General features: G+C 59.0%; 22 protein-coding genes and 1 riboswitch. Of the genes, 8 read left to right on the forward strand and 14 right to left on the reverse strand.

Annotated features, from left to right (window positions below; translation table 11 throughout):
• Window positions 1–90: 90 nt before the first annotated feature.
• From GA0061103_RS11970 to GA0061103_RS11990, 5 genes are all read right to left on the reverse strand, one after another.
• Window positions 91–1,239, reverse strand: a complete 1,149-nt coding sequence (locus tag GA0061103_RS11970; protein ID WP_092711407.1) for an iron-containing alcohol dehydrogenase — start codon at window positions 1,237–1,239, stop codon at window positions 91–93.
• On the reverse strand, window positions 1,236–2,621 hold the full coding sequence (locus GA0061103_RS11975) for an aldehyde dehydrogenase family protein (protein ID WP_092712754.1): 1,386 nt from the start codon (window positions 2,619–2,621) through the stop codon (window positions 1,236–1,238). The genes GA0061103_RS11970 and GA0061103_RS11975 overlap by 4 nt, the downstream gene beginning before the upstream one ends.
• Window positions 2,622–2,775: 154 nt before the next feature.
• Complete coding sequence (locus tag GA0061103_RS11980; protein WP_092711409.1) at window positions 2,776–4,146, reverse strand: glutamine synthetase family protein; 1,371 nt, start codon at window positions 4,144–4,146, stop codon at window positions 2,776–2,778.
• Window positions 4,147–4,272: 126 nt separating this feature from the next.
• Window positions 4,273–5,844 (reverse strand): amino acid permease, encoded by a 1,572-nt coding sequence (locus GA0061103_RS11985; protein WP_092711411.1) that lies wholly within the window; start codon window positions 5,842–5,844, stop codon window positions 4,273–4,275.
• A 120-nt stretch (window positions 5,845–5,964) separates the two neighbouring features.
• Window positions 5,965–6,738 (reverse strand): N-formylglutamate amidohydrolase, encoded by a 774-nt coding sequence (locus tag GA0061103_RS11990; protein WP_092711413.1) that lies wholly within the window; start codon window positions 6,736–6,738, stop codon window positions 5,965–5,967.
• A gap of 180 nt (window positions 6,739–6,918) precedes the next feature.
• On the opposite strand from GA0061103_RS11990, the gene GA0061103_RS11995 reads away from it, so the two are divergent.
• From GA0061103_RS11995 to GA0061103_RS12025, 7 genes are all read left to right on the forward strand, one after another.
• On the forward strand, window positions 6,919–7,791 hold the full coding sequence (locus GA0061103_RS11995) for a MurR/RpiR family transcriptional regulator (RefSeq protein WP_092711415.1): 873 nt from the start codon (window positions 6,919–6,921) through the stop codon (window positions 7,789–7,791).
• Between the two features lie 189 nt (window positions 7,792–7,980).
• On the forward strand, window positions 7,981–9,084 hold the full coding sequence (locus GA0061103_RS12000; protein WP_092711417.1) for an ABC transporter substrate-binding protein: 1,104 nt from the start codon (window positions 7,981–7,983) through the stop codon (window positions 9,082–9,084).
• A gap of 73 nt (window positions 9,085–9,157) precedes the next feature.
• Window positions 9,158–10,051 (forward strand): ABC transporter permease, encoded by an 894-nt coding sequence (locus GA0061103_RS12005; protein ID WP_092711419.1) that lies wholly within the window; start codon window positions 9,158–9,160, stop codon window positions 10,049–10,051.
• On the forward strand, window positions 10,048–10,836 hold the full coding sequence (locus GA0061103_RS12010; RefSeq protein WP_092711421.1) for an ABC transporter permease: 789 nt from the start codon (window positions 10,048–10,050) through the stop codon (window positions 10,834–10,836). Before GA0061103_RS12005 ends, GA0061103_RS12010 begins: the two co-directional genes overlap by 4 nt.
• Window positions 10,837–10,847: 11 nt before the next feature.
• Entirely contained in the window at window positions 10,848–11,909 is a 1,062-nt protein-coding gene (locus GA0061103_RS12015) for an ABC transporter ATP-binding protein (protein ID WP_092711423.1), read from the forward strand.
• Between the two features lie 106 nt (window positions 11,910–12,015).
• Window positions 12,016–12,162: riboswitch (FMN riboswitch) on the forward strand.
• A gap of 89 nt (window positions 12,163–12,251) precedes the next feature.
• The gene (locus tag GA0061103_RS12020; RefSeq protein ID WP_092711425.1) at window positions 12,252–12,728 is read left to right on the forward strand and encodes a 6,7-dimethyl-8-ribityllumazine synthase; all 477 of its coding nucleotides are present in this window, start codon (window positions 12,252–12,254) and stop codon (window positions 12,726–12,728) included.
• Between the two features lie 61 nt (window positions 12,729–12,789).
• Window positions 12,790–13,140, forward strand: a complete 351-nt coding sequence (locus GA0061103_RS12025) for a VOC family protein (protein ID WP_092711427.1) — start codon at window positions 12,790–12,792, stop codon at window positions 13,138–13,140.
• Window positions 13,141–13,179: 39 nt separating this feature from the next.
• Here the strand turns inward: GA0061103_RS12025 and phnF are convergent, their stop codons facing one another.
• The 4 genes from phnF to GA0061103_RS12045 form a co-directional block, all read right to left on the reverse strand.
• Window positions 13,180–13,908 (reverse strand): phosphonate metabolism transcriptional regulator PhnF, encoded by a 729-nt coding sequence (phnF, locus tag GA0061103_RS12030; RefSeq protein WP_092711429.1) that lies wholly within the window; start codon window positions 13,906–13,908, stop codon window positions 13,180–13,182.
• Between the two features lies 1 nt (window position 13,909).
• Window positions 13,910–14,596 (reverse strand): class I SAM-dependent methyltransferase, encoded by a 687-nt coding sequence (locus GA0061103_RS12035; protein WP_092711431.1) that lies wholly within the window; start codon window positions 14,594–14,596, stop codon window positions 13,910–13,912.
• A gap of 117 nt (window positions 14,597–14,713) precedes the next feature.
• Window positions 14,714–15,109 carry a VOC family protein gene (locus tag GA0061103_RS12040; protein WP_092711433.1) on the reverse strand — a complete coding sequence of 132 codons (396 nt, stop codon included), beginning with the start codon at window positions 15,107–15,109 and terminating at the stop codon, window positions 14,714–14,716.
• 70 nt (window positions 15,110–15,179) lie between these two features.
• Entirely contained in the window at window positions 15,180–15,626 is a 447-nt protein-coding gene (locus GA0061103_RS12045) for a tautomerase family protein (RefSeq protein ID WP_092711435.1), read from the reverse strand.
• A gap of 119 nt (window positions 15,627–15,745) precedes the next feature.
• On the opposite strand from GA0061103_RS12045, the gene GA0061103_RS12050 reads away from it, so the two are divergent.
• Complete coding sequence (locus GA0061103_RS12050) at window positions 15,746–16,351, forward strand: TetR/AcrR family transcriptional regulator (protein ID WP_092711437.1); 606 nt, start codon at window positions 15,746–15,748, stop codon at window positions 16,349–16,351.
• 66 nt (window positions 16,352–16,417) lie between these two features.
• Here GA0061103_RS12050 and GA0061103_RS12055 read toward each other — a convergent pair whose 3' ends face one another.
• The 5 genes from GA0061103_RS12055 to GA0061103_RS12075 all read right to left on the reverse strand — a co-directional run bounded on the left by GA0061103_RS12055 (window position 16,418) and on the right by GA0061103_RS12075 (window position 21,763).
• Window positions 16,418–17,422 carry an ABC transporter ATP-binding protein gene (locus GA0061103_RS12055; protein ID WP_092711439.1) on the reverse strand — a complete coding sequence of 335 codons (1,005 nt, stop codon included), beginning with the start codon at window positions 17,420–17,422 and terminating at the stop codon, window positions 16,418–16,420.
• A gap of 12 nt (window positions 17,423–17,434) precedes the next feature.
• Entirely contained in the window at window positions 17,435–18,499 is a 1,065-nt protein-coding gene (locus tag GA0061103_RS12060; RefSeq protein WP_092711441.1) for a Gfo/Idh/MocA family protein, read from the reverse strand.
• A complete protein-coding gene (locus GA0061103_RS12065) occupies window positions 18,496–19,335 on the reverse strand; it encodes a carbohydrate ABC transporter permease (protein ID WP_092711443.1) in 840 nt (279 codons plus the stop codon). Before GA0061103_RS12065 ends, GA0061103_RS12060 begins: the two co-directional genes overlap by 4 nt.
• 13 nt (window positions 19,336–19,348) lie before the next feature.
• A complete protein-coding gene (locus GA0061103_RS12070; RefSeq protein WP_092711445.1) occupies window positions 19,349–20,302 on the reverse strand; it encodes a carbohydrate ABC transporter permease in 954 nt (317 codons plus the stop codon).
• Window positions 20,303–20,503: 201 nt separating this feature from the next.
• Window positions 20,504–21,763 (reverse strand): ABC transporter substrate-binding protein, encoded by a 1,260-nt coding sequence (locus GA0061103_RS12075; protein ID WP_092711447.1) that lies wholly within the window; start codon window positions 21,761–21,763, stop codon window positions 20,504–20,506.
• Between the last annotated feature and the right edge of the window lie 322 nt (window positions 21,764–22,085).

Here is a 22,085-nt window from a genome sequence, read left to right on the forward strand (position 1 = left end):
AAAAGCAAAACCAAAGCGAGCAATTTCTAAAACGGAAAGTGCCACGCGAGATCGCGTGGCACAACCGGTATTCATAGAAAAGGCTGCTGCTTAGAAGCAGTCGCGGAAGAGTGCCTTGGTGTTTTCGAGCGTCATCGGCACGGGATTGCCGCCAGCGCTTGGGTCCTCGATCGCCATGGCGGAAAGCTCGTCGATCCGATCGGGCGCAATGCCCATGGCAGACAGGTTTTCCGGCACACCGAGTTCCGAGCGCAGCTGCAGCACATAGTCGTAGAAGCCATCGAATCCGCCCGAAATGCCGAGATAGGCTGCAGCGCGTGCAATCTTCTCTTCAATGGCCTTGCGGTTGAAACGCAGGACGGCCGGCATGACGACGGCATTGGTCATGCCGTGATGCGTGTTGTAGACCGCGCCGATCGGATGTGAGAGCGCGTGGATGGCGCCAAGACCCTTCTGGAAGGCGACGGCGCCCATGGCGGCAGCGCTCATCATGTTGGCGCGGGCTTCGAGATCGGTTCCCTCACGATAGGCGCGCGGCAGGAATTCCTTGACCAGGCGCATGCCTTCCAACGCGATGCCGGCCGACATCGGGTGGTAGAACGGCGAAGAATAGGCTTCCAGGCAATGGGCAAAGGCGTCCATGCCGGTACCCGCCGTGATGATCTTCGGCATGCCGACGGTCAGTTCCGGATCGGCGATGACGACGCCCGGCAGGAACTTCGGATGGAAGATGATCTTCTTCACATGCGTTGCGGAATTGGTGATGACGCTGGCACGACCGACTTCCGACCCGGTGCCGGCCGTCGTCGGCACGGCAACGATCGGCGCAATGCCTTCAACACTGGCGCGGGTCCACCAGTCGCCAATATCCTCGAAATCCCAGACCGGGCGCGACTGGCCAGCCATGAAGGCGACGCACTTGCCGAGGTCGAGGCCGGAACCGCCGCCAAAGGCGACGACGCCATCATGGCCGCCGTCCTTGAACGCTTTCACGCCAGCTTCGAGGTTCTTCTCGTTCGGATTCGGATCGACGTCAGCGAAGATGGCGCGGCCGAGACCTGCATCTTCGAGGATATCCAGCGCCGTCGCCGTAATCGCCATCGAGGCAAGTCCCCGGTCGGTGATCAGGAGCGGCTTCTTCATGCCCAGGCTCTTGCAGGCGTCCGCCAGTTCCTTGATCCGGCCACGGCCGAGCTTGAAGGCGTTCGGATAGCTCCAATTGGCTGAGATAGTGCTCATGCTGTTACTTTCTTCAGGTGATAGGATTTCGGACGCGTCAGGTTATGGAAGCCGATGACCGACAGCGAGCCGCCGCGGCCGGTTTCCTTGACGCCGGTCCAGCATAGTGCCGGATCGAGATAATCAGCGCGGTTCATGAAGACGGTGCCGGTTTCGATCTCGCGGCCGATGCGCGAGGCGCGCTCCACATCCTTGGTCCAGAGCGAAGCCGTCAGACCGTAGGGGCTGTCGTTCATCAGTTCCAGCGCTTCCGCATCCGACTTCACCTTCATGATGCCGACGGCCGGGCCGAAGGTCTCTTCACGCATGAAGGTCATGGAATGATCGACATTGACGAGGATCTGCGGCGCGAGATAGGCACCGCCGTCATTGGCCGGGAACAGCTTGGGATCGACCAACGCCTTGGCGCCCTTGGCAACGGCATCGGCGATCTGCTCGCGCACGACCTTGGCAAAGCGCTTATGCGCCATCGGCCCGAGCGATGTCTCCGGATCGAGCGGGTTGCCGAGCTTGTAGTTCGAAACCCAGGCGACCGACTTCTCGACGAAGCTGTTGTAGAGCGATTCATGCACATAGATGCGCTCGATACCGCAGCAGCACTGGCCGGAATTGTAAGTCGCTCCATCCATCAGCGTATCAACGGCGGCGTCGAGATCGGCGTCTTCCATGACATAGCCCGGATCCTTGCCACCAAGTTCCAGTCCGAGACTAGTGAAAGTGCCAGCAGCGGCGCGCTCGATCGACCGGCCGCCTTCGACGGAACCGGTGAAATTGACGAAGTTGAAGCTTCCGGCCGCAATCAGCGCCGAGGTGGTTTCATGATCGAGGAAGACATTCTGGAAGACATCGGCGGGAACACCGACCTCGACGAAGGCCTGCACCAGCCGCTCGCCGACCAACAACGTCTGGCTTGCATGCTTGAGAATGACGGTATTGCCGGCCATCAGCGCCGGGGCGACCGTGTTGATCGCCGTCATGTAGGGATAGTTCCACGGAGCGATGACGAAGACGACGCCATGCGGCTCGCGCTCGATACGGCGGGCGAAATTCGCGCTGTCTTCGACGACCAAAGGTGCCAGCGCATCGGCAGCGATCGAAGCCACATAGTTCGAGCGCTCGTTGAAGCCGCGATATTCGCCGCCATACTTGATCGGCCGGCCCATCTGCCAGGCAAGCTCCGGCACGACCACATCGGCCATCTCATTCAGCCGGGCGACACCCTTCAGCACGAGCTGGACGCGATCTTCCAGCGGCCGACGCGCCCAATCCTTTTGCGCCTTGCGGGCGCGGGCTACGACGTCCTTGGCAGCGTCCAGCGACAAGGCCGGACGCTCGGCATAAACCTCTCCATTCACCGGGGAGACGCATGTGATCATGGTCATGATCGAATTCCTGTTTTCCTGGTCATCCAATTTGATTGCCGGATGTTGCATAACCTCTGGCCGCGTTCAAAGGGAAACGGCAGGTAGACAAACATCCCGATACCCCTGCCCGATCCTGGAATGAAAATCGGGCAAGAGGCAGGTCGCAAAAGCCTTACGCTCTTTCGAATCCGCGCGCCACTTCCCAATCGGTGATGCGACGATCGTACTCTTCCTGCTCCCATTCGGCAGCGCGGGTATAGTGATCGATGACATCGTCGCCAAAGGCGGCGCGCAGCATCATCGAATTGGCAAGAGCCTCGGTTGCTCCGCGCAGGGTGCGGGGTATCTCGCGAACCTCACGCGCACCATAGGCGTCGCCGACGAAGGGCGCCTCCAGTTCGAGCTTGTTCTCGATGCCATCAAGACCGGCAGCGATCAGGGCTGCGAAAGCAAGATAGGGATTGAGGTCCGAGCCGCCAACGCGGCATTCGATGCGGATGCCCTTGGTCTCGGCGCCGCACAGGCGATAACCGGCGGTGCGGTTGTCAGTGCTCCAGATCGCCTTGGTCGGCGCGAAAGTACCGGCAACGAAGCGCTTGTAGGAATTGATATAGGGCGCAAGGAAATAGGTGATTTCGCTGGCATGGTTCAAAAGGCCGGCAACATAGTGCCTCATCAGCAGCGTCATGCCGTGTTCTTGTTCCTTGTCGAAGAACAGCGGGGTCTTGCCGTCGGCGCTCCAGAGCGATTGATGGATATGCGACGAGCTGCCGGCTGCGCTGTAATTCCATTTCGCCAGGAAGGTAATGGCCTTGCCCTTCGACCAGGCGATTTCCTTGCAGCCGTTCTTGATGATGGCGTGGCGGTCGGCCATGGTCAGCGCGTCGGCATAGCGAACGTTGATTTCCTCCTGCCCCGCCGAGGCCTCACCCTTGGAGTTCTCAACCGGGATCTCGGCGCCCTGCAGCCCCTTGCGGATCGCCCGCATCACATCCTCTTCCTTTGTGGTCTGGAAGATGTGGTAATCCTCATTGTAACCGCTGACGAGATTGAGGTTGCGATAGCCGGATTCCCGGGCACTGTCATAGCTCTGGTCGAACAGGAAGAATTCGAGCTCCGACGCCATATAGGCCTTCATGCCCATCGCTTCGAGCCGCTTGACCTGCTTCTTGAGGATTGCACGTGGCGAATGCGCGACTTCCTCATGAGTATGATGGTCGAGCACGTCGCAGAGCACCAGTGCCGTGCCTTCCAGCCACGGAATACGGCGCAGCGTGGCAAGGTCCGGCTTCATCGTATAGTCGCCGTAGCCCTTCTCCCAGCTCGTCGATTTGTAGCCGGAGACGGTCTCCATCTCGATATCGGTCGCCTGCAGATAGTTGCAGCTATGCGTTTCCTTCCAGGCGCTTTCAATGAAGAATTCCGCCTGGAAGCGTTTGCCCATCAACCGGCCCTGCATGTCGACCTGGCATGCCAGAACCGTATCGATGCGCCCTTCGGCCACATCTCGCTTGAGGTCGTCGAACGTATAGCTGCTGCTCATAATTTGGTCCGCCTGAAAGATAGAAGTGGGTCGGCCAGCGGCGTTGTCGGATCTGTTACCGGAGCCGCTCGTCAAGTTGGGTGGGGCCGCGGCTGCGGCCCCTGCCGGATTGATGTTGGATGAGGATCACACCTCGCCGACAGCGCGTTCGGCTGCGGCGATATCAGCCTGACGCTTGGCGATCATGTCACCAATCGGCGGCCCCTGGAAACGGCGCTTTTCAAAGGCGAACCAGATGATCGCAGTCAGTACCAGGAAGCCGATTGTGATGTAGAGTGCCCATTCATTCGGCGGCTGCACGCCGATGATGAAGATGATCGCCATGGCAATGATCACCAGGACCGAAACCAGCTTGTATGTGCCGATGCCCATGTTCCAAGGCCCCATCTTCGGCCATTTCGCAGTTCCGATCGCCTTGATGCCAAGGACGATCGGCACGGTGAAGGAAAGGAACAGGAAGATGACAGTGCACGACACGACGATGGTATAGGCCGACGAGCCGGCGATGGTCACGAGCGAAGCGCCCCAGACGAACAGGACCGCGAGGACCGCAGCCGTCCAGATGGCAATGGAGGGTGTGCGGAACCTCGGGCTGACACTGGCGAGCGACTTCGAGAATGGCAGGCCGCCGTCACGCGAGAAGGCATAGATCATGCGCGATGCGGATGTCACGGTCGCAAGGCCGCACAGTAGCTGCGAGATGAAGATCGCAACGTAGAGGATATTGGCGACAACGGGATTGGTGATGCTGTTGATCGTCCAGAAAAAGACGTTCCAGCCCTGCTTCGATGCCTCGTTCATGTCCGGAATGGCCAGAAGGAAGGCCAGCAGCATGATGTAACCGAACAACGACGACCACCAGACCGAGGAGACCATGCCGCGCGGCACGGAGCTGGAGGCCTTTACCGTCTCTTCGGACGTATGCGCCGACGCGTCATACCCCGTGATCGTGTAGATCGGCAACAACAGACCAAGGGCGAAGACGTACCAGATATTGTCCATCTTCGGCCAAACGGAAGCATCACCTTCCGGCGTGCCGGAATAGTTGGTAAAAGTCCAGATGCGGCTGATGTCCCAGCTCTTCACGCCAATCAGGCAGACGATGGTCAGCGCGATTGCGGCAGCGAAGATCAGGTAGCCGGACATGTCAGTCAGTTTTGCCGTGAGCCTGATGCCGAAGTGATTGATCAAGGCTTGCAGGCCGGTGATGACGGCGACGAAAATGATCTGGTTGGCAAAGCCGGCCGAAGTATTGGTATCGACGGCGATGCCAAACCAGGGGGCGATGGAGCCGCTGAAGAAGCCCCAAGTACCCACATTGATCGCGCCAAGCACGGTGATCAGGCCAAGAAGATTGAGCCAGGCCGTCAACCAGCCGGTGAACCGGTTGCCGAGGATCGAACCCCAGTGATAGAGGCCGCCGGCCGTGGGATAGGCCGAGGAAATCTGCGCCATCGAGAGCGCGAAAACACCCGAAATCAGGCAGCCGAGCGGCCACCCGATACCGATCGCGGCACCTCCTGCACCCGACGTTGCCTGTGCGAGTGAGTTGATGCCGCCTGATAGAATGCAGATGATGGAGAAGGAAATGGCGAAATTCGAGAATGAACTCATGCGCCGTTCCAGCTCCTGAGCATAGCCCATGGAGTGCAGAATATGAATATCCTGCTTTTTGTCTAACTCTGAATAATCAGACATGCCATTCCCCCTAAAGCCCGGTCATCCGCGGGATTGCGGAAAACCATGTGTCACATTGACCGCTGGCATTTCGCCATGCGGCCTGATCGCAGTTGAACTGCTCCCCGGGGTCTTTTTCTTTTATGCCCAGGCTTCCAGACTACTCTGGAGAAGCCCCGTCAGATAATCGGCCATGACCCCTTGGCCGACGTCATCTCGAATGAGGTCGTTGCGGACCTCGATCATTACGTTATGCAGACCATTGGCGAGCCCATGCAGTTTCAATGTATGGGTGACGCCATCTTCAGGTCCGTAAGGCTGGTTGCGCTCTGTCTGATAGAGCGGCGCCTCAGCCGCCGCGTCCAGCATGCGATCGGCCAGCCAGCGGTCTTCATCATGCAGAATGCCAAGCTCCACTGCCCGCGATTTGCCATTATAGACCGGCGTGAAGCTGTGGATTGTCACGATCACGGTTTTTTGTCCGCGCGCCGCCCGCTCCTTCAAGAGCACCCGAATGCGGTCGTGAAACGGAATGTAGAGCCCTTCCGTGCGTGCCTTCCTATCCGCCTCGCCCAGGTGCTGATTGCCAGGGATCGTATAGATCTCGCTTGTCTCCGGCATGGCACCAGCACTTTCCGGCGGCCGGTTGCAATCATAAATCAACCGGGAGAAGCGCTGAAAAACCAAGGTGGCATTCAGGCTGGCGGAAATTCCTCTTGCAACCGCGAGTGCGCCCGGATCCCAGGCGATATGGCTGGAAAGCGCCTCGACGGAAAGCCCGAGATCGCCGAACCGCTCCGGAAGCGCGCGGGAGGCATGCTCGCAGACAAGCAGGACCGCACTGCTTCCGTCCGGTCTTTCGACCGCAACACAATCGCCATCCGCCTTCGTCAAAATGCCTTGCTGCGCAAGCATCGGAGACGCCCCATTGCCGATTAATAAAATGTTTATAAGAAAAGAATTCTTCAGGTTTTCGTCGCTGTCAACTGGAAACTGAAATTATTTCTTCATTTGTGACATTGACTCGAAATGTGACAGCGTTGTTATATCCTGCGAGGAAAGCGGCATCAGACCGTCCCGGGGAGCAAAAATCGAGTGAACAAGGCGTCGAAGACAGTTTCGGACGTAATCAACGCGCGCTTTGACACGCTAACGCGCGCCGAAAAGCAGCTCGCCAAGAGCCTGCTCGACAACTATCCCGTTTCCGGGCTGGGCAGTATCACGACGGTCGCCGAGAATGCGCGGGTTTCGACCCCGACGGTTGCGCGCATGGTGCAGAAACTCGGATACAAGGGCTATCCGGATTTCCAGTCCCATCTTCACCAGGAAGTCGAAGCCACCATCTCCAACCCGCTGACAAAACACGATCGCTGGGCATCGAACGCTCCGGGCACGCATATCCTCAATCGTTTCGCCGACGCCATCATGGGCAACCTGCGACAGACCCTGTCGGATATCGACGTGGCGACCTTCGATGGCGTTGCCGCGCTGCTGTCAGAAAGAAAACGCGGCCTCTATTTCGTGGGCGGGCGCATCACGGGCGCGCTTGCCGAGTATTTCTTCACCCATATGCAGGTCATCCGGCCCAACACGACGCTGCTTTCTTCCAATTCAAGCACCTGGCCGCAATATGTCCTGAACATGAATCCGGGCGATCTGCTCGTCATATTCGATATCAGACGCTACGAGCAGGAAATGGTCAATCTGGCCGCCGCCGCCCGCCGGCGCGGCGCCGAAATCATCGTCTTCACCGACCAGTGGGCAACGCCCGCCGCCAAGCATGCGAGATACACGTTTCGCGTGCAGATCGAGGCGCCGTCCGCCTGGGATTCGTCGGTTGTCACTCTCTTCATCGTCGAAGCCCTGATCGAAGCCGTGCAAAGCTCGACATGGGACGAGACAAGCGAGCGTATGAAGACACTGGAAGGTCTTTTCGAACAAACCAAGCTGTTTCGCAAGCTAAGCTGAAGGGGAATGAAAACACAAAATAACGGTTCGTGGAGCAGCGTGAAATACAGCGACTGTCATACTTGTCGATTAGAAGCAAAAATCGACTGCGTTTTCAGCAAACGCAACGCTTTGAAGTCGTCACACAACCTTCATGTAACGTCATTAACAGCAACGCCAGACACTGAAAACCCAAAAGGAGGAAATGCAGTGATCTCGAAAATTCATCGTCTTCTGACAATCTCCACCGCGATGCTCGTCGCTTCGACGGCTATTGCGGCCGCAGAACCGAGCGCCGATCTCATCGCTGCCGCCAAGAAGGAAGGCACGCTGACCACCATCGCCCTGCCCCACAACTGGTGCGGTTATGGTGACCTGATCGCTGCCTTCAAGGCGAAGTACGGCATTGAAGTCAACGAACTGAACCCGGATGCCGGCTCGGGCGATGAAGTCGAAGCAATCCGCGCCAACAAGGGCAATACCGGCCCGCAGGCTCCTGATGTCATCGACGTCGGTCTCTCCTTCGGCCCGACCGCCAAGAAGGAAGGCCTGCTGCAGCCGTACAAGGTTTCCACCTGGGATTCCATTCCGGACAGCGCCAAGGATGCCGAAGGCTACTGGTACGGCGACTACTACGGCGTTCTCTCCTTCGTCACCAACAAGGACGTCGTGAAGAACCCGCCGAAGGACTGGGCTGACCTCCTGAAGCCGGAATATGCCAACACCGTTTCGCTTGCTGGCGACCCGCGCACCTCGAACCAGGCCGTTCAGGCCGTTTACGCCGCTGGTCTCGCTGCCGGCGAGAAGGACGCCACCAAGGTCGGTGGAGCCGGTCTCGACTACTTCGCCAAGCTGAACAAGGCAGGCAACTTCGTTCCGGTCATCGGCAAGTCCGCTTCGCTGGCTCAGGGCGCAACCCCGATCGTCGTCGCCTGGGACTATAACGGTCTCTCCTGGCGCGACAGCCTGAACGGCAACCCCCCGGTTGACGTCACGGTTCCGGCTTCGGGCGTTATCGCAGGCGTTTACGTCCAGGCGATCTCGGCCTTCGCTCCGCATCCGAACGCTGCCAAGCTCTGGATGGAGTTCCTCTATTCCGACGAAGGCCAGATCGGCTGGCTGAAGGGCTATTGCCACCCGATCCGCTTCAACGACCTGGCGAAGAACAAGAAGGTCCCGCAGGAACTTCTCGACAAGCTGCCGCCGGCCGCCGCCTATGAAAAGGCTGTCTTCCCGACGCTCGACGAGCAGGATGCTGGCAAGGCCGCCATCACCACGAAGTGGGATTCCGTCGTCGGTTCGAACGTACAGTAATCCGACCTGACATGACCTCCCCGCTTCGGCGGGGAGGTTTTCCGTTTTTCTGACGCCGCGGATTAGGCCAATCATGAGCATCGTCACAACATCGACAGTCAGTTCCACTCCCATGATTAACAAGCGCGTGGTAGTCGACTGGCTGGGCATAGCGCCCTTCCTGATCTTCGCGCTGCTGTTTCTGATTCTCCCGACGATCTATCTGGTCGCCGGCGCCTTTCTGACGCCCGATGGCAGTCTGACGCTGAAGAACATCGGGGATTTGTTCACCAAATCCATTATGGATTCCTATTGGATCAGCATCAAAGTTTCGGTTACCTCGGCGCTCGGCGGCGCGTTGATCGGCTTTTACCTCGCCTGGGCTTTGGTCATGGGCGGTTTGCCGGCTTGGGTGCGCCACACGTTTCTGACCTTTTCCGGCGTCGCTTCCAATTTCGCCGGCGTCCCGCTGGCATTTGCATTCATCGCCACGATCGGCCGCCTCGGTCTCGTCACCGTCCTGATGCGGGATTGGCTTGGCTTCAACCTCTATTCGACCGGCTTTAATCTCTACAGTTTCATCGGCCTGACGATCACCTACATGTATTTCCAGATCCCGCTGATGGTGCTCATCATTACGCCGGCACTGGACGGCATGAAGAAGGAATGGCGCGAAGCCGCCTCCATCCTCGGAGCGACCAATCGACAATACTGGCTGATGGTGGCATTCCCCATCCTCTGGCCGAGCCTGCTCGGCACGACACTGCTGCTGTTTGCCAATGCCTTCGGCGCCATCGCCACGGCCATCGCCCTGACCGGCAGCTCGCTGAACATCATCCCGATCCAGCTCTACGCGCAGATCCGCGGCGACGTATTGCACAATGCCAACCTCGGCTACGCAATGGCGCTCGGCATGATCGTCATCACCGGCATTTCCAACATCATCTACATCATCATGCGTATGCGCGCAGAACGGTGGCAGAAATGAAGCTGCAAAAATTCCTCGCCTGGATCGCCGTTGTCATCGGCGCCATCTATTTCATCGTTCCGCTGATCGGCACGCTGGAATTTTCGCTGCGCATGCGCCGTGACGCCTATAGTTTCGACGCCTATGCATCGGTCTTTTCCGACTCGCACTTCCTCTACGCATTCGGTTATTCGATGCTCATGGCGGTGTTGACCATTATCGTCGGCATGCTACTCGTCGTGCCGACGGCCTATTGGGTCCGGCTTCGCTTGCCGCAGCTACGCCCGATCGTCGAATTCATCACACTGATGCCGCTCGTCATCCCGGCAATCGTCATCGTCTTCGGCTATCTGCGTCTCTATAATTCGTCGTCGATCCTGCCCCTGACCGGCTTCGAGCAGACCACGAACTTCCTTCTCGTCTGCTCCTATATTGTCTTGTCGCTCCCCTATATGTATCGTTCAGTCGATACGGCGATGCGCACGATCGATGTCGGCACCCTGACGGAAGCGGCGGAAAGCCTTGGCGCGAAGTGGACCACCATCATGTTCCGCTGCATCTTCCCCAATGTCATGAGCGGTGTTCTCTCCGGCGCCTTCATCACGCTGGCGATCGTCATGGGCGAATTCACGATGGCATCATTGCTCAATCGGCCGGCTTTTGGCCCTTACATGCAGCTCGTCGGCGCCAATCAGGCTTATCAGTCCTCGGCACTGGCCATCATCGCGCTCGCTGTCACCTGGCTCAGCATGGGTCTGCTACAGCTCGTATCCCGCTTCTCAAAACTGGCTCCGGTTAAGGCGTAAGGCTTCTCACCATGGCTTTTCTCGAACTCACCCACATCAAGAAGTCCTTCGGCGATATCCACGTCGTTCACGATTTCAATATGAACATCGAGAAGGGAGAATTCATCTCCTTCCTCGGACCGTCGGGTTGCGGCAAGACGACCGTGCTGCGAATGATCGCCGGTTTCGAAACCCCAACCGCCGGTACCCTGTCGATCAACGGCAAGGATCAGCGGCCCTTGAAGCCAAACCAGCGTAATATCGGCATGGTGTTTCAGGCCTATGCGCTGTTTCCGAACATGACGGTGCACGACAACGTCGCTTTCGGCCTCAAGGTCGCCGGCATGGCGAAGCCCGACATCGACAAGCGCGTCAAGGAAATGCTTGCTCTCATCAAGCTCGATCACCTCGCCGGCCGCTATCCCTATCAGATGTCCGGCGGCCAGCAGCAGCGCGTGGCGCTCGCCCGCGCCATCGCGGTCAAGCCACAGGTCCTCCTGCTCGACGAGCCGCTCTCGGCCCTCGACGCCAAGATCCGTGTATCACTGCGCGAGGAAATCCGCGCCATCCAGCAGCAGCTGGGCATCACCACGGTTTTCGTGACACACGATCAGGAAGAAGCTCTGTCGATCTCCGATCGCATCGTCGTCATGAATGCCGGCCGCGCCGACCAGATCGGCACGCCGTTCGAGATCTATAACACGCCGGCAACGCGCTTCGTCGCCTCCTTCGTCGGTACGCTGAACCTGATCGAGGGCAAGGTCGTCGATCCCGACAGCAACCGGATCATGATCGGTGATCAGGGCGTGACCCTGAAGCAGTCGGTCACGGCCTACAAGCCGGGCGATACCGTATCGCTCGCCCTGCGTCCGGAAGCCGGCTCACTGGCGGAATCGGCCAAGGGCGACACGGCGCTGACGGGCGAGGTTTCCTCGGCACACTTCCTGGGCTCCGTCATCCGCACTCGTATGAACGTCGCTGGCAACACGATTTCCTTCGACATGTTCAACAGCCCCGGCATGATGCCTCCGAGCGTCGGCGAGAAGGTGACGCTGCGCTTCGCCTCCTCCGACCTGCTGGTCATCCAGGATTGAGAAGCCGCCTCGCCTCATAGGGCTAGTTTGAAAAATTATTCGCAAACGCCGGGTCAAAAGCCCGGCGTTTTTCTTTGATTTCCATAAGGGAAAACATCTATAGTCCAGGCGTTCTCAGGGCGGGGTGTAATTCCCCACCGGCGGTATGGGGAGTTTCCTCGAGCCCGCGAGCGCCTTCCGAGCTTTCGGAAGGGTCAGCAGATCCGGTGAGAGGCCGGAGCCGACGGTATAGTCCGGATGGAAGAGAGCAAGCAGGATCGCACCTCCTCCGCGCGAGGGGTGCTGCGATATTGCGTGTTCGCCCAAGGGATATTTGACAACAACCCTTGAAAGGCAAAATTCATGACCATTTCGATTTCTACCCAGCCGAGCCGCATCGCGATCATTCGGGCTCGCTGGCATGCCGATATCGTCGACCGCTCGGTCGACTCTTTCGTTGCCGAATGGCAGACGGTCGAAGGCGCATCGCCGATCGATATCTTCGACGTACCCGGCGCCCTGGAAATTCCGCTGCATGCTCAGACGCTTGCCCGCAACGGCCGCTATTCTGCGATCGTCGCCACCGCTTTCGTTGTCGACGGTGGCATCTATCGCCATGAGTTTGTTGCGAATACAGTTCTCGACGCCATGATGCGCGTGCAGCTCGATACCGGTGTGCCGATCCTGTCGGCAGTCCTGACGCCGCATCACTTCCAGGAATCGGAAGCCCACATCCAGTTCTTCAAGGAACATTTCATCATCAAGGGTCGTGAAGTCGCCAGCGCCTGCCGCCACATCCTGGCGGAGCGCGCCAAGCTACTGCCGGCCGTCACGGTCTGAATGGACCGGCATCGTGGAGGCGCGGCGAAAGCCCGCCTCCATCTTAGAACGGAGGAAGTCAGTGACCGTCCTACGCATCATCCCGAACCTGTCCGCTGCCGATCCCGCCACGGCGTGTCTTTTCTATCATGATCTGCTCGGCCTCGACATCGTCATGGACCATGGCTGGATCCTGACCTTCGCCTCGGAAGCGGCAACGGTGCCGCAGATCAGCGTCGCCAGCGAAGGCGGTTCGGGAACGCTCGTCCCCGATCTCTCCATTGAAGTCGACGATGTCGACGCGCTCTACCAGCGCGCCACCACCATGGGCTTCGGTATCTTGTACGACCTCACGGACGAGCCATGGGGCGTTCGCCGCTTCTATGTCCGCGACCCGTTCGGCAAGGTCGTGAATATCCTCTCCCACCGCTAATTCAAGCTCGCCGACAGCCTCAAGGTGTTTCCTTAGGCCTCACCGCAGATCGAGATTGAATGTGGTGCGCTCGGCCGGCCAGACCGATTCCGAATAGGTGATCGGCACTCTGTTGGTATCCGCATCCACCTTGCGCGTCACCAGGAGTGGCGCGGATTTCGGCTGGCGCAGAATCCGCGCCTCGTCGGCCGTCGGCATACGCGCCTCGATCTCCGTCGACAGCCGCTCATAGTCGGTGACGCCATAGCTCGCGAGCGCCGCCGAGATCGTAGGATATCGCAATCTAGCCTGATCGAAATCGGGAAAACGTTCGGCGGGATAATAGGAATCCCCCAATTCCACCGGAATGCCATCGGCTGTCATGACACCGCGACGATGGATGACCGGCGCACCGATGGTGATCTTCAGATAGGCCGCGACGCGTTCGGTCGCCGGCACGATCTCGTGAACGAGCAACTCGCCGCCCGGCTCGAACCCCTGCTCGATCAGGTTCTTGTGAAAACGGGTACGTTTCGACAGCGTATAGTCGAGCACGCCCCTATGAACGAAGGTTCCCCGCCCCTGCTCGGCGCGGACCAACCCACGCTGCTCCAGGTGCCCCAGCGCCTGACGCACGGTGAAACGACTGACGCCGAAGCGCCGCATCAATTCCGGCTCGGTCGGCAATTTCTCTCCAGGCGCGAAAATCCCGGCGGCAATATCAGCCGCCAGGATCTCGCCGATCTGATGCCAGAGGGCGCTGCCACCCTTTCGGTCGATCGTCTCCATGTCAGATACGCTTCTCCAGCCGGAACAGCAGCTTGTATTCGGCGGGATAGCTGAGCGCATCGAGAATGCTCGGATAATATTTCCGATCCTTGGTGGCGCGCACGAAACCGTCATAGCCGAAGCGCCTGACGGAAACATCGAAGCCGGCAACCGTGAAAGCTTCGATATAATCCTGTGGCGATCGATCCTGCATCGGTGCGTTGCTGTTGTTGCCGATCAGCTCGAGCCACTTCGGCCAAAGCGGCATTTCATTGTGGCAGCCCGTCACCGCGTAATAGACGCCCCCATTGCGCATGGCCCGGAACATACCCTCGGCATGCTCTCTCAACTCCGGCAGCAGATAGATCACCTCATAGCTGAAGGCCACGTCGAACGTATCGGCAAAGGGCGAAAGATCGGTCGTCACATGAAATTGCAGCGGCATGTTGCCGACTGCTTCGACGGCAGCCGCCACCGACTCCGAAGCGATATCGATGCCGACGCCGCGTCGGAACGGCCGCATCGCGTGAAGCAGCCGCAGAAAGCCACCGCGGTTGCAGCCGAAATCCAGGACAGTCTTCGAGGAGAAATCCCGTTCCGGCACTGTCTCGATGAAATGCCGCCAATAGGGGCTATGCGATTCCGCCATTGCGGCGTCGCCCTGCGGTTCCTTGTGCCATGTCGCGTAAGTGGTTGCTGCGCTCGTCATGATGCTCTCGCTGCTGGAGTGAACTGACCCCTTGATAGTCGAGCTCCATGACAACCATGTGAATTCGTCCGGACGACCGGACCATAATGAAAGTTTCTAAAAATAAGCGACAAGCAGCTATTGCAAACAGTCCACCATCCATTGAACGCCGAACTGATCCGTCAGCTTGCCGTAGTAGCTGCCCCAAGGCTGAACGGCGAGTGTTGTCGTCACCGCGCCGCCTTCAGCCAATCGGGCAAAAATCCTCTCAGCACTCTCTCGGTCATCCACCATCAGCATATGGGCGGAACCTCGCATCGGCTCGGCATCGTGGTTATCGGATGCGAAGAACAAGACACCCGGCCCCTCAAAGCGAGCATGCATGACCCTGCCCCGCATCGCTTCGCAGGCAAGCGGCATCCCATCCGCACCATGACGGACCAAGAGCGTCACCTGGCCGAGCCCGCAGGCGGTATAGAAGGCAAGCGCATCTTCGCAATGCGTCGTGAAAAACAGATAATTGGCGAGCTGCATCTCCTGCCTCCTTTGTTGTCGAACGAGCGGCCCACACGGCCGCCCGGTAATTGATGCCAATTATCTCATCTCACGCGCGATGAGCTTGGGCCTCAGGCGCTGCGGCGCTCGCAATGGCACCGATCAGATCGGCATTGCTGTAGCTTTGCCCCGCAATGCCCCAAGCGCCCTCAGGGGCATAGACTATATTCGACCAGATATGCTCACGCTTGATCCGCCCTTCGGCCGCCTGCTCGACGACATCGGTCGCCTTTGCAATGAAAGCGCGCTTGGTTTCGGCGGTCGCGAGTGCGATTTCGGGCAGCTTGAGTTCGATGAAGGCCGCAGCAACGGGCTTTCCGGCCGCCAGCACGTGCCCGGCCGGAAGCACATTGATCGACCCGATGACATTGGCCGTCATGAATTCGTTCCCGGTCAAGCCGGCAACATCGAGGACAGCATCCGTCAGTCCGGCGAAAGCGCGTGCCTGCGCTTCGGGCGAAAGCAGCCCTTCGGATACGGTGAGCGTAATGGGCATGGATATCTCCTTGTTGGACCTGTGACGGCAATTGATATATACCGATCACTCTTTAACGATACACACCGATCACTCTCTATGCAAGCAATAAAGAGAGATCGCTCTCAATGGAGATGACGATGCGCTACAGCGCTGAACACAAAGAAGAGACCCGGACGCGGGTCGTCGCAGCTGCAGGGCAGGTCTTTCGGAAGGAAGGCTATGGCGGCGCGGGCATCGATGCGCTGACGAAAGCAGCCGGCGTTACCAACGGTGCCTTCTACGGACACTTCAAGTCCAAGAGCGAAGCGTTTCGCACCGCTGTCGTGGAAGGATTGGAAGAGTTGCGCCAAGCGATCCTGACGCTCAGGCAAAATCAACCGAAAGACTGGTTGAAGGCGCTTGCCAGCTTCTATCTCGGCTACAAGCGGACCTGCGATCTCGGCGACAGCTGCACGCTGCCGAGCCTTTCCCCCGATGTGATGCGTGCCGACGAGGAAACACGTCGCGTCTATACGGTGGAGTTGAAAAAGCTCATCGCAGATGTCGCCGCCGGCCTGCCGGAGAGCACAAGCTCTGATGAAACAACGGCAGAGGATCGTGCCATCGTTCTCCTGGCAACACTGAGCGGTGGCCTGACGCTTGCCCGCGCCGTCGCCGATCCAGCCCTTTCCGTCCACATAGCCGAAGTCATCGAGCGGGCTGCTCTGACAGCGGGCGATCCTTCGCGGCGGCAAGGCGGATAACAATGCAATTCATGCGATGAAGGAATAGCCGAGGCGAAACTTGCCGCTCCGCCTCGGCGGGGCCATTTACGCCCGGATCGCCTTGTCGTTCACATCGAAACGATGCATCTGGTTCGCATCCGGCGTCGCATAAACCATCTCGTCCGGCTCGTATTTGTGTTCACCGAAGAGACGCGCGGTGAGAAGACCGGTGGTCTCGGACTCGAGGTAGATGATGGTGTCAGCACCGAGATGCTCGACATGGATGACCTTGGCAGCCCATGTGCCCTGATCACGCGACAGCGTGATGTGCTCGGGGCGGATGCCCACGGTCTTGGAACCGCTTTCGCCCAAACGCTCGGCCGGGATGAAATTCATCTGCGGCGAGCCGATGAAGCCGGCCACGAAGACATTGGCCGGGCGGTTATAAAGCTCCATCGGCGAGCCGATCTGTTCGATGGCGCCGGCATTGAGCACGACGATCTTGTCGGCAAGCGTCATCGCCTCGACCTGATCGTGGGTGACGTAGATCATCGTCGCCTTCAGGCTGCGATGCAGCCGGGCGATTTCCAGACGCGTCTGCACGCGCAGCGCCGCATCCAAGTTCGACAGCGGCTCGTCGAACAGGAAAAGCTCCGGCTCGCGCACGATGGCGCGACCGATGGCGACACGCTGGCGCTGGCCGCCAGAAAGCTCCGATGGCCGGCGGGCGAGATAAGGCGCAAGCGACAGCATGCCGGACGCCTTTTCGACCCGGCTGTCGATCTCGGCCTTCGCAGTGCCGGCCTGCTTGAGACCCAAGCCCATATTGTCCTTGACGGTCAGATGCGGATAGAGCGCGTAGGACTGGAAGACCATCGAGATGCCGCGCTTGGCCGGCGGCGTCACCGTCACATCCTGGCCGTTGATCAGCACGGCACCGGAGGTCACATCTTCGAGACCGGCGATGCTGCGCAGCAGGGTCGACTTGCCGCAACCGGAGGGACCGACGAAGATGACGAACTCACCATCCTTCACCTCGAGGTCGATGCCCTTCAGCACGTCATGCGTACCGTAGGCCTTGCGGATGGATTTCAGTTGAAGCGATCCCACAGTCTCTTGTCCTTATAGGTAAACAGGCTTGCCCGTGCGCACGCTCTCATCGGCGGCGAGGCATATGCGCAGCGATTGAACGGCATCGGTCATGTGACGATTGAGGTCGAGATCCTCGCGGATGGCCTTCAGCATGAAAGCCTGCTCGAAGTTGCACAGTTCCTGATGACCCGGTTCACCGTCCATATGCAGGTCCCGATCCGGCCGGATGAACTGGCCGTTCGGCCCTGTCTCGGCGCTATGCAGCCGGATGACCGATGTCTTCGTGTGCATGTCGATATCGTCGGACTTGGCGTTCTGATCCATGGCGATCGAAACCGAGCCGTTCGGCGACATGACATCCTTCACGAAGAACGCCGTCTCCGAAATCATCGGACCCCAGGCGGCCTCGTACCAGCCGACAGAGCCGTCTTCGAAGATCACCTGCAGATGGCCGTAATTATACATGTCCTGCTTGATCTCCTGCGTCAGCCGCAGGCCCATGCCGCGCACCTCGACGGGCTTGGCGTCGGTGATCTGGCACATGACATCGACATAATGCACGCCGCAATCGACGATCGGCGACGTCATCTGCATCAGCGCCTTATGCGTCTCCCAGGTCGGGCCGCTCGATTGCTGATTGAGGTTCATGCGGAAGACATAGGGGCCGCCGAGCTTGCGCGCTTCGGCAATCAACCGCATCCACGAGGGATGATGGCGCAGGATATAGCCGATCGTCAGCTTCTTGCCGGCCTTCTTGGCGGCCGCCACAACACGCTCTGCATCTTCGACCGTCGTGGCCAGCGGCTTCTCGACGAAAACGTGGCAGCCGGCTTCGAAGGCCATGACGGCGAAATCGGCATGGCTGTCGGAATAGGTGTTGATGGAGCAGAGGTCCGGCTTCAGCTCCTTCAACGCCGTCTCGAAATCCGGATGGACCGTATATCCCCGCAACTCCTCAGGCAGTTCCCGCTTGGAGCGGTTGACGAGGCCGACGATCTCGAAGCCGGGATTGTTGTGATAGGCCAGCGCATGGCTGCGGCCCATATTGCCAAGGCCGGCAACGAGAACGCGGATCGGCTTTTCAGATAGGCTCACTTGACTGCTCCGGAGGTAATGCCGCGAATGAGTTGGCGCGAAAAGATAACGTATAGGATAAGGATCGGCAGGATGGCGAGCGTCAGCGCCGCCAGCACCGCATTCCAGTTGGTGACGAACTGCCCGATGAAGATCTGCGATCCGAGCGTCACCGTCTTGGTCGCCTCGCTTGGCGCCAGGATCAGCGGGAACCACAGATCGTTCCAGATCGGGATCATGGTGAAGACCGCAACCGTCGCCATTGCCGGACGAACCAATGGCAGGACGAGGCGGAAGAAGATGGCGTACTCGCTGAGGCCATCGATACGACCGGCATTCTTCAGGTCATCGGAAACCGTCCGCATGAACTCGGACAGGATAAAGATCGCCAATGGCAGGCCTTGCGCCGTATAGACGAGGATCAGCGCCGTCAGCGTGTTGACGAGGCCGGCGGCCACCATGCCCTGCAGGATAGCGACCGTACCAAGACGGATCGGGATCATGATGCCGATCGCCAGATAAAGGCCCATGACCGTATTGCCGCGGAAGCGATATTCCGACAGCGCGAAGGCGGCCATGGCCCCGAACAGCAGCGTCAGGATGATCGAGACGATCGTCACGATGAAGCTGTTCTGGAAGTAGGTAAGGAAATCCCCCTGCTTGAGAACGGTATCATAGCCGATCATGCTGAACGACGACGGCATCGGGACGCTCAAGGGCGCACGGAAGATGGATGCGCGATCCTTGAAGGAATTGATGACGGTCAGGAACACCGGAAAGATGGCGACGAGCGTATAGGCGATGAGCGCCAGATGCACGAAGCCGGTGCGGAGAGTGGAAGTGCGTGCCTTGGACATGGGTCGCCGCTCCTCAGAACTGGTAGCGGCGGATGCGCCGCTGCACGATGAAAAGATAGAAGGAAACGCCGGCCAGGATGATGAGGAACATCACCGTCGCGATCGTCGCGCCCATCGAGCGGTCGCCGAGCTGCAGCTGGAAGCCGAAAAAGACGCGATAGAGTAGCGTACCCAGGATATCGGTCGAGCCATCCGGCCCTGCCAGTGCACCTTGTACGGTATAAACCAGGTCGAACGCATTGAAATTGCCGACGAAGGTGAGGATCGAGATGATGCCGATCGCCGGCAGCACGAGCGGCAGTTTGATCTTCCAGAACTGGCTCCAGCCGGTGACGCCATCGCATTCGGCTGCTTCGATAACCTCTTCGGGAATATTCAGCAGGGCTGCATAGATCAGCATCATCGGAATGCCGACATATTGCCAGACCGAAATAAGGGCGACGGTAATTAGGGCTGTGCTCGGCCTGCCGAGCCAAGGCGCGAAAAATGACTTTAGGCCGATCACATTCAGCAGTTCGGGCGCAACACCCCAAAGCGGCGAAAGGATCAGTTTCCAGATAAAACCGACGACGACGAAGGACAGCAGCGTCGGCAGGAAGATGGCCGTGCGATAGAAGGCGACGAAGCGCAGCTTCGGCAGCGACAGGAGCGCCGCCAGCGCGACACCGATCGGATTCTGCACGCACATGTGAATGGCGAAGAAGATCAGGTTGTTGCGCAGCGCATTCCAGAAATCATGCGACCAGCGTTCGTCACCGAACAGGACCTTGAAGTTGTTCAGGCCCACGAAGACGGATTGATTGTCGACGACGTTGTAAAGCGACAGCCGCAAGGTCTCGATGAGCGGCAGGATCATGACCGCCGAATAGACGACGAAGGCCGGGAAAAGGAAAACGAGGATGTGCCAGCGCTTGGAGCGCCTGATCGGCGTCACCTCGAGGGCGTCTGATGTCGCAGCGTCGCTCATGGCTTTCTGCCTGTTTTTCTTGGCTGCTTGATGAGACGGCAGCTCAAAGGTTCAAATCCGCCCGTTGCCCCGGCTCTCTGGCCGGATGGAAGCGACATCGGGCGTGTCGAATGTAACGGCGAGGCGATCGCCAACTCAATTACTCAAGATAACGAAAAGGGCGAGGAGCCTGGAAGGCCCCTCGCCCGCATCATGCAATGCTTACTTGCCCGGCTTGTACCAGCTGTCGAGACCCTTCTGGAGCTTCTCGCCGGCCTGTTCCGGAGTGTCCGTGCCGTTGATCACGTTTGCGGATTCGGTCCAGGTCTCATTTTCCAGGTTCGGCGTGCCGCGCGACAGGATCTGATAGGTGGAACGAACGGTCGACTTGTGATTGTCACGCCAGGAAACGAATTCCTGGGCGAGCGCATCGCTCATCTTCACCGGATGCGAGTTCAGGCTGAAGAAGCCCGGCAGCGAGTTAGCGTAGATGGTGGCAAACTCGTCGGAAGCAACCCAGCTCAGGAACTTCTTGGCTTCTTCCTGATGCTTGCTCTTCGTATTCAGGCCGACACCGATATCCGGATGGTCGGAGATGTAGGCGGTGTCACCAGCCTTTGCGACCGGCGGCGGGAATGCGCCCATCTTGAACTGCGCCTGGGTGTTGAAGAGAGCAATTTCCCAGGAGCCTGCCGGATAGATCGCAGCCTTGCCGAGCGTGAAGAGGTTCTGGCTGTCGGCGTAACCCTGAGCTTCGAAGCCGTCACCGAGGTAGGGCTTCCACTTGGCCAGTTCCTTGTAAGGATCGACCCAGGCGGCGTCCGTCAGCTTTTCCTTGCCTGAGATCAGAGCCTTGCGGCCTTCCTCGCCCTTCCAGTAGTTCGGGCCGACGTTCTGGTAGCCCATGGTTGCGGCTTCCCAGAGGTCCTTCGTGCCCATGGCCATCGGAATGTAGGTGCCGTCAGCCTTGATCTTGTCGAGAACGGCGAAGAACTCATCGCGCGTCGCCGGAACTTTCAGGCCGAGCTTGTCGAAGGCGTCCTTGTTATAGATGAAGCCGTGGATGACCGAAGCCATCGGCACGCAAAAGGTGGACTTGCCATCGTCGGCCGACCATGCGGCCTTGGCGACGGGAGAGAAGTTTTCCATACCCTTCAGGCTCGTCAGGTCGGCAAGGTGCTTCTTGTTGAAGAGGTCGAGCGAGGCGTCGAACGGGCGGCAGGTGATGATGTCACCCGCGGAACCGGCATCGAGCTTGGCGTTCAGCGATGCGTTGTATTCGGTCGGAGCCGTCGGCGAGAAGACGATCTTGATGCCCGGGTTCTTCGCTTCGAAAGCCGGGATGATCTTTTCCTGCCAGATCTGCAGGTCGTCGTTACGCCAGCTTTCAACCGTCAGCGTCACATCGGCCGCATGTGCGAGGCTGACTGAGGTCAGCAGGCTCGACGCAAGAAGCAAGCCTTTCAGAACATTGGTTTTCATTTCCCTCTCCTGTTTTCCGCGCCATAGCAAGGCGCTGTTCTCGATCTGAAAATCCGCTGGCCTGTCCGAGGAAACGGTCAGCGCTCCATAGGGACCGCCAATATTGCCGACCCCTTCATGCTTGAGGCTTCAAAGGCTTTGTGCCTGATCGGCCCGATCAATTGCCGTGGTCGCCACCAGACGGAGACACAGCAAGAACCACGCGGGAAAATCATGACGAACGTCGCAGCGGGACCCTCCTGGTCCCCAACGGCTTGACGCAACGATGAGATGCGCGTCCTTCCGTATCACTTACCGACTGTTGTTTTTCTGCCGGCTTTGC

Source organism: Martinezella multihospitum, assembly GCF_900094585.1.
Lineage (GTDB): Bacteria > Pseudomonadota > Alphaproteobacteria > Rhizobiales > Rhizobiaceae > Rhizobium > Rhizobium multihospitium.